Genomic DNA, 13,622 nt, shown 5'->3' on the forward strand with positions numbered 1-13,622 from the left:
GCAAGATAATTTCCACCATTAACAGATTGTCTGTTTATCGTTTTGCACACAAACAAATTACCGAAAAATTAATGATAAAATACCCTACGGAATTCAACCTTTTAGGCCTATTTTGATTTAATATGAGCGACTTGAAAATGATGAAATGTTATGTCGTGATTTTGGTGTAACTAACGTGTTTTAGAAGATAAAAATACACTATTATATCGAATGTATTCCCGTTTTAATGAACTAAAAAAAAGCTAATAAATTTTTGTGATTAAATGTAGATAAACCGTTATTCGCAGGGAAATTCCTGTCTTATCCCTCAAGAGACATTGTCACAAATCTCAACATGGTCGCTTTAATCCAAAAAGAAAACCTCCCTACAAAGCGCAATTGATGGCTGTTACCTGACCTTCGGTGGCAATCCGTATCGCTGCTGTGGCAACATCAAAGCATACGTCAATGTGACGTAACATCGATTGTCGGATTGCTGTAACATCTGGGTTGACTTCGTCTATTTGAGACACCGTAACCTTGGGTTTAAACCCTGAGGTGACATATGACTAAAATAGGCTATGCGCGGGTCAGCACTGTTGACCAAGTCTATGACGGCCAAATAACCAAGTTTGAAGATGAAGGCTGTGAAATCATCCGCTCAAAAAAGGTATCCGGTGCAAGGCGATGAGTGCAATAGCACTCAAGATTGAGCGGTCGGTAACTGTAGGGTTAAATCCGCAGTGAAGATCCGTTCTTCATCATTCCAAGAAGACTGGTGTGCGCTTTGAACAAAAGCTCAATTGAGTGTTTCAAGAAACTTGGCTGCGCTTGAACGGTAGGCGTTTCGCTTTTCTTCATCCATCTTGTACCAAGTGCGATAGATTTGCCCGAGGCGATGATTGCCTTTGAGCTTCTCTTCATTGCGTACGAGAAAATCCCAATAGAGCGCGTTAAACGGGCACGCGCCTTCGCCGACTTTCTGCTTCACATCATAGCGGCATGATTTGCAATAATCCGACATTTTGTTGATGTAGTTACCACTTGCTGCATATGGCTTTGATCCCAACAACCCCCCATCTGCAAACTGGCTCATACCAAGTGTGTTGGGTAGTTCGACCCATTCATAGGCGTCTGCATAAACAGCAAGGTACCATTCATGCACTTCATGGGGATCAATGCCTGCCATCAAAGCAAAGTTGCCAGTTATCATGAGCCGCTGGATATGATGGGCATAGGCTTCTTCTTTGGTCTGAGCGATTGCAGCTGCCATGCACGCCATATCCGTTTTACCCGTCCAATAAAAATCAGGCAACGACCGTTTGTTGTCGAAGAAGTTTAGAGCCACATAGTCGGGCATCTTCAACCAATAAATACCGCGAACATATTCACGCCAACCAATGATTTGCCGAATAAATCCTTCAACAGCATTCAAGGGGGCATCCCCCGCATAATAAGCAATTTCTACCCGCTTGCAGACCTGCAGTGGATCAAGCAATCCTGCGTTGATGTAAAACGATAAGAGTGAATGATAGAGGAACGGTTCGCCCGTTAACATCGCGTCTTGGTAATCCCCAAAGGAGGGCAGGCATTCAACGATAAAGTAATCAAGCGCCTCTTCGGCTTGGCTTGATGTTACCGCAAACCAAAAGGGTTCAAGGTCACCAAAGTGATGAGGGAATTGGTTTTCGACAAGCGCTAGAACCTCTCGAGTAATATCGTCTGGCTCTACCCGTTTTGGCCTTGGCATGAAGAGATCGGCTTTCGCAGGCTTGCGGTTTTCTGAATCAAAGTTCCATTTGCCACCCTCAGGCTGATCTCCTTCCATCAAAAGGCCTGTCTTGCGCCTCATGTCACGGTAGAAATACTCCATCCGCAATTGCTTGCGACCAGATGCCCAGCTGGCAAATTCTTCATGTGTCGCGATGAAGCGGTCATCAGCGAGAATATCAACGGTAACACCAAGCTCTTCCTGCCACGCGCGCATATCTTCCAAGACGCGCCATTCTCCAGGTTCTGTGACAATAATCTGGCTGGGGGTGTGACGCGTAATAGCTCGCTTCAACTCACCCTTAAACGAGCCAGTATTGTCAGCACTATCCAAGGGAACATAATCAACAACCCAACCATCCAGTCGCAACGCTTCAGCGAAGTGCCGCATGGCTGAAAAAATAAAGGCTATCTTCTTCTTGTGATGCTGGACGTAGCTTGCCTCTTCGGCAACTTCCACCATCAAAACGCGGTCACGTTTTCTGTCTGCCAATTGCAGCGAAGAAATTTGTTTTGATAGCTGGTCACCAAGAATGAGAATAAGTGTTTTTGTCATATACCCACGTTGAAGCATAACAGGATGAAAGCAAGGGAATCATGCATAGGTTTTAAGGTGAGATAATGCACCCAATTGAAGGAATTAGTCACTTGTTTTCGTGAACTGATATATTAGTTTATGAATATGAGTAAACAACCCAAATACGCGCCTGAACACATAAGCGAAATTGTTCAAATGGCCCTTTCCGATCATGTCAGCTTTGCTGACATTCAGTCACAATATGGCATCGCTGAAAAAGACGTTAAAGAACTTATGCGGCGCACCCTAAAGCGGGGCAGCTATCAAACATGGCGCAAACGTGTGCGCGACTTTAGTGACCGCCGTCAATTTTACAAATAAACGGTCGATAAAATATTGCCCGCTTAGTGGTTAGTTCCATGCGAACTTCAGACAATGTTTAGCACGAGATAAAGTGGTTATTTAATAATGAAAATTGCAATTATTGGTGCAGGCCTATCAGGGCTAACAGTTGCAAACCAATTGAAACAACATGCAAATGTTACCGTCTTTGAAAAATCGCGTGGTACGAGTGGCCGTCTATCAACACGACGAGCCGAGCCCTTCATTTTTGATCATGGGGCGCAATTCTTTACGGCAAAAACGGCTGCTTTCAAATCATATATTGCCCCTTTGATAGAGGCGGGTGTTGTTGCGCCTTGGAACGCTCGTTTTGTGCAGATCGCTGGTGATGAAATTTCCAAACAGCAAGAATGGAATGAGCCACCCTTCCATTACGTCGGCGTTCCGGGAATGAATGCTGTTGGAAAACATCTTAGCAATGGCTTGGATGTTCGGCTTTCCACACATGTAAGTTCAATGTGCAAAATCGACGACCAATGGGAAATTAGCGATCAAGACGATATTTGTTTGGGCCGCTATGATTGGGTAATTTCTGCAATCCCTGCACAACAAGCAACCGCCCTACTCCCGTCATCAGCTTCTTTTTATAGCGACATCAATAAGATCAAATTGCAGGGATGTTATTCATTGATGCTAGGCTTTAAAAAAGCCTTCGATTTCAAATACGACGCAGCATTGGTTCGCGATGATGTTATTAGCTGGATATCGGTAAATAGCTCCAAACCAGGAAAACCCGGCGGAACGAGCCTGCTGGTTCACTCCACTAATGATTGGGCAGATGCGCATAGCGAAGACAACCGTGAAGAGGTGATGCATTTTCTCTATGAAAAGACCGCCTCTATTATCGGCCATGATATTAAATCGCCTGATCACATAGCGTTGCACCAATGGCGTTATGCGAATGCAAAGAAACAAAAAGATGGAAGCCACTTTATAGATAAAACGGAACGCATTGGCGTTTGTGGGGACTGGTGCATTCAAGGGCGCGTTGAAGCTGCCTTTATCAGTGGTCAGAATTTGGCCAACGATATTTTGTCTCATGCGGGTGAACGATCATAATTTCAATTCACAACCATTTTCCAAGAAAAACAAACAGATTGCCGAGCTTTAAATTGACCAGATGAGACAGCATCCCACCCCCTACAAGGTCGCTATAAATATCGCTTGGCTCAAACGCGACTTAAGGGTTGACGATAATCGCGCTTTGGTTGCGGCATCACAGTCAGGATTAACACTTCCCCTTTACATCATAGAGGATGAACTATGGCAGCAGGCTGATATGTCAGCCCGCCATTGGGCTTTTGTGGCAGAATGTCTTCATGATCTTCGAGATCAACTACATAAGGCCGGACAACCGCTCATTGTCAGGCGTGGAGAGGTAACGCAGGTTTTTGAGGCTATTAGCCAGCAATTCGACATTGAAGCTATTTGGTCTCATGAAGAAACTGGTAATCAATGGACTTTTGAAAGAGACAAAAAGGTTGCCGCTTGGTGCCGCTTACGGAGCCTACCTTGGAATGAAATTCAACAACATGGGACACAGCGTCGGTTAAAGTCACGCAATGGTTGGGCAAAGGCTTGGGATCATTACATGGCTGAGCCAGTCATGCCTGTTCCCACTCTCACCCCTCTATCGGATCTCGAACTAGGAGAAATCCCGACAAGCCGCGACCTTGGTTTGCGGGATGATGCGTGCTTGCAGCGCCAGTCAGGTGGTCGTGAGAATGCCCTTGAACGGCTCCATACATTTTTGAATGAGCGTGGTGAATATTACCGCACGCAAATGTCAAATCCGCTTGGTGGTGAAACCGCTTGCTCCAGGCTCTCCCCTCATCTGGCATGGGGCACTGTTTCCATGCGTGAAGTCGCTCAAATTACGTGGGGCCGCCAACGAGAGTTGAAAGCGGCGCAAGGCCTAACGACAAAGAACTGGAGAAATGCCCTCACGTCTTTTTCAGGTAGGTTGCATTGGCATTGCCACTTCATACAGAAGCTCGAAGATGAACCAAGACTAGAGTTTGAAAACCTACATCCCACATATAACGGGATGCGCCCTTTAGAAACTGACGTTGCACGTCTTAACGCTTGGCAGAAGGGTGAGACAGGCTTGCCATTTGTTGATGCTTGTATGCGCTCGCTCAACGAAACCGGTTGGCTTAATTTTAGAATGCGGGCCATGGTAACGGCTATTGCAAGCTATCATCTGTGGCTTGATTGGCGCAAACCTGGTGAACACCTTGCCCGTCAGTTCACTGATTATGAACCCGGCATTCACTGGCCACAGATTCAGATGCAATCGGGCACCACAGGGATCAATGCAATAAGGATTTATAATCCAGTAAAACAGGGATACGACCAAGACCCCGATGGCGCTTTTGTTCGGCGCTGGGTGCCCGAACTTCGAGATATTGATAGCTGCTATTTGCAGGAGCCTTGGTCCGCCAGCAATGCAAGCAAAGTGCTTGGCAAAGATTATCCTTTTCCAATTATTGATTACCTAGAAGCAGCAAAGAGTGCGCGCCAAAAGATATGGGCCGTGCGAAAGGGTGCAAATTTCAATACAACAGCAAAAGCTATTCAAAACAAACATGGAAGCCGTAAAAGTGGGGTTGCCATGCGAGGGAAGAGAAAAAAGAAAGAAAATTCACCTGAGCAATTAGACCTACTTTTTGATACTGAGAACAACAATGAAAACGCCAAAAAAATCTGACCTTCCATCTAAGCTATGTTTGACCTGTGAACGCCCGTTCACTTGGCGAAAGAAATGGGCGAAGGTTTGGGACGAGGTAAACTATTGTTCTGCGCGTTGTCGTCGAAATAAGAAAAAGAGGGCTGATAAATGAGCCAACTTACCCTCTTTGGAGAAACCGAGAATGAAACGATGGAATGGCAACCCTCCCGTGAGGCTGGCCTTGAAAGGCTGCGCAGTTTTATTCCATCTGTTTGTTGATGTTACCCTTGCTCTTTGTTGTTAGATTGACCGTTCGCAGTGAAACTTTTGTTTGCAGCACTCTTATCTCTGCAGTTTCTTAAGCAGAGGATAGGCGGCTTTGTAGTGTTGGTAGGCTGCATCATAGGCTGCTACCAGCGCATTATCTGGTTCAATAACTGTTTCAACTTCAGGCTTAATTAGCACTGTTGCTGGATCAGCATTGGTTGCAGCTAATTGCCCCAAACGCGCTGCGCCAAGGGCTGCGCCAAATTCGCCACCAGCTGGCAGTTTCAATGGTATATTGAGAACTGTTGCAATCAATTTGAGCCAATAGTTGGATGCACTGCCACCACCAATGGCAAACAGAGACTCTGGATGGGCCCCTGTTGCACGCAGAGCCTCTAGGCTATCACGCAAACCAAATGCAACACCTTCGAGCACTGCACATGTCATTTCTTGATGCGATGTCGTCAAGTTTAGACCCACAAAGGAAGCTCTAATTTCAGAATCGTTATGCGGCGTTCGCTCACCCGATAGGTATGGCCAAAACTGCACCGAGCTTGGCGGCTTTAGGCTAGCGCCAAGATCGGCTGTAAGTTCAGAAGGTTTGCGCCCGACGCTTTTTGAAAACCAGTTCAAGCAATCGGTGGCCGATAGCATGACACCCATTTGATACCAACGCTCTGGGACAGCATGGCAAAAGGTGTGAACGGCGGTTTCTGGCGCCGGTGAACACGCATCTCTTGCAACCAGAAGAACCCCAGACGTGCCGAGAGAGACAAAACCCTCGTTCTCCTTCAAAGCACCGATACCACATGCAGCAGCAGCATTATCGCCAGCACCACCAGCAACAATGACATCCTCAATCAGGCCCCATTTGGATTTAAGGTCTGATCGAAGAATGCCCGCAGTTTCACTGCCTTCAACAAGACGGGGCATTTGCTCATGTTGCATCCCACTTAATGAAAGAAGCTCCTTCGACCATTCGCGGTTACGAATATCCAGCCATGACGTTCCAGCGCTATCAGACATATCTGCAACGCAATCACCTGTTAGATACAAGTTCAAAAATGCGGCAGGCAGCAGAACTTTGTATATTTTAGCGTAGACCTCAGGTTCATTCGTTTTCACCCACTCAAGCTTTGGCGCTGTGAAACCTGGGAAAACGATATTGCCACTCAATTCACGCATAGAAACAATGCCATCTAACCGCGCGGCCTCTTTCATAGATCGTGTGTCATTCCATAAGATACAGGGGCGCAATGGCTCGTTGTTTTTATCAATAAGCGTTGCGCCATGCATGTGGCCCGCAACCCCAATGCCTTTTACGGCTTGAAACTCTGAGTGATTTTCTCTCAACTCCGCGATGGTCGCCTCGAGAGCATCTATCCAATTTTGTGGATCCTGCTCTGACCAGCCATCATGCGGATGGCTAACATCGTAATGCATTTCGGCAGAGGCGATCGTTTGGCCCTCTTCGTCCTGAAGCAATGCACGCAGACCAGATGTTCCAAGATCGATACCAAGGTAGCTCATTCAATTTCACCATCAATTTAAGTCGTATTTCAAGTCGTGTTGTTCAAGGATATATGAAATAAAGGGATGGACAAGCAGTGTGCAAATCTTTAACCACAACGACTAAGGTTAGAGCCTCTTTTAGAAGTTATTCACGTGACAGAACCTACAAAAACAGAGCATCAAGCCGTTTATCCTAAAAATTTCAGAACCCTAACCGATGCCCTTGATTTCTCTGAGCAGGCAGAAACAGGGATGAATTTTTATGCTGGACGCGGCGAACTCGTTGAAACCATCCTTTATCGCGATCTTGCAAAAGAAGCATCCGAGGTCGGACGGAAACTCCTAGCTAAGGGGCTAAAACCCGGAGACCGGGTTGGGCTTGTTGCCGAGACCGAAGCAGATTTTGCACGTGCTTTTATGGGGTGCCTTTATGCCCATTTGGTTCCTTGCCCCCTGCCCCTTCCAATCGCGTTTAGTGCGTCAGGTGCTTATGCCGAGACCTTAAAGCGCGTCCTTGATGTTGCAGACGCCTCTGCCATTGTTGTTGCGCCACAATACCAAAAACTCCTTGCAGATCACCTCCAGGGCTATGATTTTAAATTCTTCCAGTCCGTTGGAGAATTAGGGGACGAGATGGCAGACCTGCCTTCTGAAAGCCCGAAAGATAACGATCTTGCCTATATCCAATTCTCATCTGGAACAACAAGCACGCCAAAAGGGATAGCTGTTTCTCATCAGGCCATGATGGCCAATATCGATGGCATGGTCAGCGATGCTCTTAAGCTTGGCTCTATGGATCGGGGCGTGAATTGGCTTCCCTTCTACCATGATATGGGATTGGTCGGTTGCATGCTGCTGCCGATCGCCAGTCATATGTCGATCGATTATCTTCCAACACGCGACTTCATTCGGCGGCCTGCCCTTTGGGTTACCCTCATGAGCCGGAACAAAGCCACGCTCACTTATGCGCCGACCTTTGGTTATGATCTGGCAGCCAAGCGCAAGCCCAAGATTGATGATCTTGATCTATCAAATTGGCGGATTGCTGGGCTTGGTGGCGATATGATTAAGTCTGATAGCATAAAGGCTTTCATCGACAGTTATGAACCACATGGCTTTCGTAAGACCAATTTTCTTCCAAGCTATGGCATGGCGGAAATGGCACTGGGCGCAACCTTTGAAAAACTTGATCAAGGGATTCATGCTGAACGATTGGACCTCACAGCTCTTGAAGAAGGGTTGGCATCGAAAACAGATGAGAGCACCCCTAATTCTCGCGAATTCGTCTCGTGCGGCACGATACTTCCAAATCATCAGCTCGAAGTGAGAACCTCGAGCGGAGCGATCGCCGAGGAGCGTGCCGTCGGCACAGTTTTCTTAAAAGGCCCAAGCGTTATGCAGGGCTATTACGGCAACGAAGAAGAAACGACACGCACACTTGATCAAGACGGCTGGCTCAATACCGGTGACCTTGGTTATCTTGATAGCGGCAATTTAACACTAACTGGCCGCGCCAAAGACCTCATTATTATCAATGGTCGCAATATCTGGCCTCAAGATATTGAATGGTCCATAGAGCGATCTGTAAACGGCGCAAAAGAGGGCCGTGTGGTCGCCTTTAACGGCCTTCCAGACGCAAGTAATGAAGAAGAGATCATTTGCGTTGTCGTGGAATTCCGCTCCAAAGATGAGGCAGAGCGCGACAGTTTTAGGCGAGAAGTAGAAGCCTTTATCAAATCATCTTTTTCCGTCACACCAATTGTGGCTCTTTCAGCCTCTGGTCTTTTGCCTCGCACATCATCTGGAAAACTAAGCCGGAATAAGGCTCGAGCAATGTTCTTCGACAAAGCTTTCGATTGATAACGTAACCAGCGCTATTTGGAGCGAGGTTTAAGCGAAACGGCCTGTCATACAGGCGGCAAAAATCTTGATTTTTTTTGTAGCACTTGCCGCAGAGCTGATGTTTTTCACCATTTTATGATATAAAATCGACGCTTTTCAGCCGCGCCTAACCGCTTGCTTCTCACACAAAAGAAGCATTCTGGAGTGAGAATTCGTTACCCTCGAAAAAGGCACTACCATCTCACTTTACTGGCTCTCCAAAACCATTTTATCCATATAATTCAATAACAAACCAGCCAAAGGCTGAGATCAAAATCCATGAAATTTTCGCATGTTTGCCTAGTCTTCTCATGCCCGAAAATGTTTTTCGAATATGATCCAAGTTAAATTATTAACTTTGTGACCGTAAGGGAACATTCACGATTACGGCAATAGGGTATCCTAATGCTTGATTTTTTGTCAGTCCTAGACTAGAAAGTCGCGCCACGTTAGCGTGGTTATGTTCAAGTAACTTTGGTGGAAAGATAGCGCTTTGCCTCATGTAGTATTATTAAGCGCCGGCCAAGGTAAACGCTTGTCGCCTCTTACAGACAAAAAACCTAAATGCCTGGTTTCCGTTGCAGGAAAAACGCTGCTTGAATGGCAACTTCAAGCGATAGAAGCTTGCCATCTGGAAACAGGGAATATCGACGGGGTTACGATTGTTGTCGGTTTCGAAGCAAAATCTGTCGAAGCGATTGTCAATGTTAAGCCAATCTCGCTGCCAGTGAATTGTATTTACAACCCTTTTTACACTGTAGCCGACAATATTAGCTCTTGCTGGTCTGCACAGCATTTATTGAAATCAGATTGTATTTTGATAAATGGCGACACATTGTTTGACCGTCGTATATTGGCAAAACTTTTAGGTGAGCGCGATCGTTCTATTACTGTGACGGTTGACCACAAAGAGCAATATGACAGCGATGACATGAAGGTTGTTTTGGATGGTCAACGGCTAAACCGGATCGGCAAAACGCTTACCGGTAAAATCGATGGTGAATCCATTGGCATGCTGCGCTTTCAAAAAGAGGGCGGCACGGCTTTCGTTGATGAGATGGACGGCCTGCTTCGAGACCCTGCATCATTGCGCCTATGGTATCTTAGTGTTATTGATCGCTTAGCATCGAAAATTGACATCGGGGTCATGTCGATTGATAATCTGCCCTGGCAAGAGGTTGACTACCCTCATGATCTAACGGCGGCTGCTGATCGTTTGACCGAATTCGATTGGGACCGCAACAACAACGATCCGGAGATTAAAATTTCAACTACCACAACTGGTAGTCAGAAAAAATGAGTGAAAGCGCAACATCAAAACGCGTCCTAGAGCTTTTGAATGCTCATATGGAAGCTGGGTCCAGAGCAACTCTGGATACAAAGTTACTGGCAGACACCACCATGGACTCTGTAAAAGTAATGAATTTGCTGCTTGAGCTTGAAGAAGAATTTGACATTACAATTCCCCTTAATAATTTAGCCGAAGCGGAGACTGTCGGTGATCTTATTGAGGAAATTGAGAAACTTTAACGAACGAGAACGCATTCGCATTGAGTTGCAAAAACGATAGCATTGAAACTAGGCCGAAGTAGAGAAATATGGGAATTAAAGACCGATTAGCCACTGCCGAGAGTGTTTTTTTACAATTGAAGTCGCTGGGGAGAGATCCAAGTGCGCTTCAATTTGACAACATGAAGTCACCGACGGAAGTCACTCTTGAGGGACGTCCTGTCACTCTATTCGGCACCAATAATTATCTTGGCCTCACTTTCGATGAAGGGTGCTTGAATGCCGCTGCTGAAGCCGTACGCGCGCAGGGAACTGGCACGACTGGGTCACGCATTGCAAACGGAAGCTACACCAGCCATTCGGCTCTAGAACGAGAAATCGCTTCGTTTTATGACAAGCGTTATTCCATGCTGTTTTCCACTGGCTACACAGCTAACTTGGGAATGATATCGGTTCTGGGCGACAAAGATGATTATCTGGTCATCGATACTGATAGCCACGCTTCAATCTATGATGGTTGTCAAATGAGTAGCGCGGAAGTTGTTCGTTTCCGTCACAACTCCCCCGAAAGCCTCGCCAAACGCCTTAACCGTCTTGAAGGCACAGCTGGCGATAAAATTGTTATCATCGAGGGCCTGTACTCCATGCTCGGTGACACCGCGCCTATTGATGAGTTTGTTGCCGTCAAAAAAGAAGCTGCGGATGATAATGTTTACTTGCTTGTTGATGAAGCTCACTCCCTAGGCGTTTATGGCGCGACAGGCCGTGGTAAAGCGCAAGCGGATAGTGTCGATCAGGACGTTGATTTTATTGTTGGTACTTTTTCTAAAAGTGCTGGCACGACGGGTGGCTTCTGTGTCTCTAACCTTGAGAACTTTAACACCCTACGCTTTTTATCAAGGCCTTACATGTTCACAGCGTCGATGACGCCGAGCGCCATTGCAACGGCTCACATCGCCTTTGAAATCATGGCTTCGCGCCCGCACCTGAAACAAAGATTATGGAAAAACAGCAATCATCTCTATCACGGTGCTGCAGCTCTTGGTTTCCGTGTCGGTCCAGAAGTAAGCCCAATTGTTGCGGTTATCTTGCCTGATCCAGCCACTGCAGTGATATTCTGGAATCGTCTGATTGACGAAGGAATTTATACCAATATTGCCGTCCCACCAGTCACACCTGGCAATCTCTCACTTTTACGAGTTTCGATTTCTTCAGCGCATACCGAAGAGCAAATTGTTCATGCTCTTAATGTCATGGAAAGTGTTGGCGTCGAGCTTGGTATAATAGAGAAGAAAACGAAAGTGGTGCCGCATCCAAACTCTCGAGAATTAAGAGTTGTTAACGGAGACGACGCTCAATAAGAAGCCGACAAAAAACCAGCGGAGCCGCGATCCAAGGGAAACGCTGCTCCCAAGGCTTAAGCACAACCTCACGACCTGAATGTCGCTCTACTTTGGATAGAGCGTAAGCAATTCCGCCACGAAATGTGACTGCGGCTTTAATGAGCCGCAAAAGGTTTTGAATTTTCCCAATCTTGCGGCGACGCGCCCACTGTTTGTGCGCCTTAGCATAGTCGCTTGTTGGGATTGGGTGCTTCGACGTGTCGTCAACAAAAGCTGTAAAAAGCGATTGGTAAAGCGCTGGCGCTTTTGCAACGATCATCTCAGCTCGACTACCACTTTCAACGCGCAGTTCTGCGCCATATGTTCTGCTGAAAAGATCGGTCCACAATGCTGTTGCGCAATGCGTGTTTGATGACAACCGAAAAGCCCACCACATAGCCGTTTGATACGCAGAAGAAATTGCATCAATCACGGTCTCACGACCTTCTTCATCGCGGCAATAGACAAGACGTGCTGGTTGAGAAAACCGCGCCCATAAGGTTGTGTCCCAACTTTTAGGCGACATTTTTCGACGAAACGCAGAAAGCGTCATCACAGCAACCTTGGCGCTTACCGCGCCCGTCTCATTCTCAACCTCTTCGAAATAAACATTCGGTGGTAGGATCTTGTTGAAGAATGCGGACAATCCTGCGCCATGATAAGAGCTATTGCTCTCTGTGAGCACATAGAAATCAAGAAGCCCATCAGCTTCAACTTCTCTCAATCGATTACCGTAAAACAAAACAGCAGCGACACCACGTCGTTTCGACAATTTCTCGACCATTGCATCAATTGTTTTATCAGTAGGCTGATCAAGCAATGCAACGATGGCTGCTTCATTTTGTTGGTGGTTTTCTATCAAGAAGAATCACTCATTTGTTCAATAATTTCATCCGAGCGGCGCGTTGCAGATTCGAACCGATCTTCATATTTGAGCGTATTGCGTAATGGATCTTTATAAAAAGCCGAAAACCGAATTAAGCGGAGAAAAACCCAGTTCAACAATCGACCGGACCAGCGCATAGGGCGGTCAAAGTCCAGAAGAAGGATCACCCGTTCTTCATCCGTATCGTTCCAAACTTCATGTTCATAGGTATCATCAAGAACAATCAATTCGCCCGGTCTCCAACATCGAATTTCTTGATCAACCCGTATGCGGCATTTTTCTGCGTCTTTTGGGATTATCAATCCAAGATGAGAACGAATAAGTCCCTTCGTCACGCCCGTATGAGCGGGAATATGATAACCAGGTGCAAGGATGGATAACCAAGCAATTTGTATGTTTGGAATGCGGGCCAGCATTTCTGCGGTCTTAGGCATTTTTTTGCAGTTTTTCTCAAACTTTTTGCCAAACCCAAAAAGGATAAACGTCCGCCAATTTTTCGCGGTAGCAATGCGGTACTGATCGGGTGAGATTTCTTGAAACCCCGGGATCGCCTCACGATGCTTCAGCACTTCTTGAGTCTCTTCAGCAATGTCCTGCCAACGCTCTACTATTTCATCCATAAAAGGAAAGTGAGCTGGATCGAGAAACGGTTCATCTGGCACCAAACTTACTCTGGATTGGTGTCCTGCCATCCAACGCGTGATCTTCTTGCCAGCGCGTTTTACTCGGCGACGAATTGGGTTATTGAGCGATGCCGGCTTAGCGGCTACAGCTTTTTCTGATGTGTTCAATTTTGTCATAGGTCACTATGTAATAGCCTGCACAACACTTGTCGATATGTTCATC

At 46.5% G+C, this 13,622-nt stretch carries 12 protein-coding genes; 8 read left to right on the forward strand and 4 right to left on the reverse strand.

Translation table 11 applies throughout. The features are described from left to right. Positions 1-778: 778 nt before the first annotated feature. Positions 779-2,305, reverse strand: coding sequence for a cryptochrome/photolyase family protein (locus ABJO30_02505; GenBank protein MEP3231682.1), 1,527 nt, complete (start codon positions 2,303-2,305; stop codon positions 779-781). A gap of 126 nt (positions 2,306-2,431) precedes the next feature. Here ABJO30_02505 and ABJO30_02510 point away from each other — a divergent pair, with 126 nt between their 5' ends. From ABJO30_02510 to ABJO30_02525, 4 genes are all read left to right on the forward strand, one after another. After that, positions 2,432-2,647 carry a DUF2805 domain-containing protein gene (locus ABJO30_02510; protein MEP3231683.1) on the forward strand — a complete coding sequence of 72 codons (216 nt, stop codon included), beginning with the start codon at positions 2,432-2,434 and terminating at the stop codon, positions 2,645-2,647. An 87-nt stretch (positions 2,648-2,734) separates the two neighbouring features. After that, positions 2,735-3,727, forward strand: coding sequence for an FAD-dependent oxidoreductase (locus tag ABJO30_02515; GenBank protein MEP3231684.1), 993 nt, complete (start codon positions 2,735-2,737; stop codon positions 3,725-3,727). A 61-nt stretch (positions 3,728-3,788) separates the two neighbouring features. Continuing rightward, positions 3,789-5,378 (forward strand): deoxyribodipyrimidine photo-lyase, encoded by a 1,590-nt coding sequence (locus ABJO30_02520; protein MEP3231685.1) that lies wholly within the window; start codon positions 3,789-3,791, stop codon positions 5,376-5,378. Then, positions 5,356-5,511, forward strand: a complete 156-nt coding sequence (locus tag ABJO30_02525) for a DUF2256 domain-containing protein (protein ID MEP3231686.1) — start codon at positions 5,356-5,358, stop codon at positions 5,509-5,511. Before ABJO30_02520 ends, ABJO30_02525 begins: the two co-directional genes overlap by 23 nt. A gap of 170 nt (positions 5,512-5,681) precedes the next feature. Here ABJO30_02525 and xylB read toward each other — a convergent pair whose 3' ends face one another. Then, the gene (xylB, locus tag ABJO30_02530) at positions 5,682-7,136 is read right to left on the reverse strand and encodes a xylulokinase (protein MEP3231687.1); all 1,455 of its coding nucleotides are present in this window, start codon (positions 7,134-7,136) and stop codon (positions 5,682-5,684) included. Between the two features lie 135 nt (positions 7,137-7,271). On the opposite strand from xylB, the gene ABJO30_02535 reads away from it, so the two are divergent. The 4 genes from ABJO30_02535 (at position 7,272) to ABJO30_02550 (ending at position 11,869) form a co-directional block, all read left to right on the forward strand. Then, entirely contained in the window at positions 7,272-8,978 is a 1,707-nt protein-coding gene (locus ABJO30_02535; protein ID MEP3231688.1) for a fatty acyl-AMP ligase, read from the forward strand. Between the two features lie 514 nt (positions 8,979-9,492). Continuing rightward, positions 9,493-10,299, forward strand: a complete 807-nt coding sequence (locus tag ABJO30_02540) for a phosphocholine cytidylyltransferase family protein (protein MEP3231689.1) — start codon at positions 9,493-9,495, stop codon at positions 10,297-10,299. Then, positions 10,296-10,529 carry a phosphopantetheine-binding protein gene (locus ABJO30_02545; GenBank protein ID MEP3231690.1) on the forward strand — a complete coding sequence of 78 codons (234 nt, stop codon included), beginning with the start codon at positions 10,296-10,298 and terminating at the stop codon, positions 10,527-10,529. Before ABJO30_02540 ends, ABJO30_02545 begins: the two co-directional genes overlap by 4 nt. A 161-nt stretch (positions 10,530-10,690) precedes the next feature. After that, positions 10,691-11,869: an aminotransferase class I/II-fold pyridoxal phosphate-dependent enzyme gene (locus tag ABJO30_02550; protein MEP3231691.1), complete on the forward strand. Its 1,179-nt coding sequence runs from the start codon at positions 10,691-10,693 to the stop codon at positions 11,867-11,869. On the opposite strand, the gene ABJO30_02555 is transcribed toward ABJO30_02550, so the two are convergent. Together ABJO30_02555 and ABJO30_02560 are read right to left on the reverse strand one after the other, a co-directional pair. Beyond that, complete coding sequence (locus ABJO30_02555) at positions 11,847-12,752, reverse strand: hypothetical protein (protein ID MEP3231692.1); 906 nt, start codon at positions 12,750-12,752, stop codon at positions 11,847-11,849. The two genes, ABJO30_02550 and ABJO30_02555, sit on opposite strands and share 23 nt — an antisense overlap. Then, positions 12,749-13,576, reverse strand: coding sequence for an aspartyl/asparaginyl beta-hydroxylase domain-containing protein (locus ABJO30_02560; protein ID MEP3231693.1), 828 nt, complete (start codon positions 13,574-13,576; stop codon positions 12,749-12,751). Before ABJO30_02560 ends, ABJO30_02555 begins: the two co-directional genes overlap by 4 nt. Positions 13,577-13,622 lie beyond the last annotated feature (46 nt).

The sequence above is a fragment of the Hyphomicrobiales bacterium genome, assembly GCA_039973685.1.
Lineage (GTDB): Bacteria > Pseudomonadota > Alphaproteobacteria > Rhizobiales > JACESI01 > JACESI01.

Bases quoted from the DNA above. Each gene is read 5' to 3' on its own strand.
- ABJO30_02510 (MEP3231683.1), top strand. From the start codon at position 2,432: ATGAGTAAACAACCCAAATACGCGCCTGAACACATAAGCGAAATTGTT.
- ABJO30_02520 (MEP3231685.1), top strand. From the start codon at position 3,789: ATGAGACAGCATCCCACCCCCTACAAGGTCGCTATAAATATCGCTTGG.
- ABJO30_02525 (MEP3231686.1), top strand. From the start codon at position 5,356: ATGAAAACGCCAAAAAAATCTGACCTTCCATCTAAGCTATGTTTGACC.
- xylB (MEP3231687.1), bottom strand. From the start codon at position 7,136: ATGAGCTACCTTGGTATCGATCTTGGAACATCTGGTCTGCGTGCATTG.
- ABJO30_02505 (MEP3231682.1), bottom strand. From the start codon at position 2,305: ATGACAAAAACACTTATTCTCATTCTTGGTGACCAGCTATCAAAACAA.
- ABJO30_02550 (MEP3231691.1), top strand. From the start codon at position 10,691: ATGAAGTCACCGACGGAAGTCACTCTTGAGGGACGTCCTGTCACTCTA.
- ABJO30_02545 (MEP3231690.1), top strand. From the start codon at position 10,296: ATGAGTGAAAGCGCAACATCAAAACGCGTCCTAGAGCTTTTGAATGCT.
- ABJO30_02515 (MEP3231684.1), top strand. From the start codon at position 2,735: ATGAAAATTGCAATTATTGGTGCAGGCCTATCAGGGCTAACAGTTGCA.
- ABJO30_02560 (MEP3231693.1), bottom strand. From the start codon at position 13,576: ATGACAAAATTGAACACATCAGAAAAAGCTGTAGCCGCTAAGCCGGCA.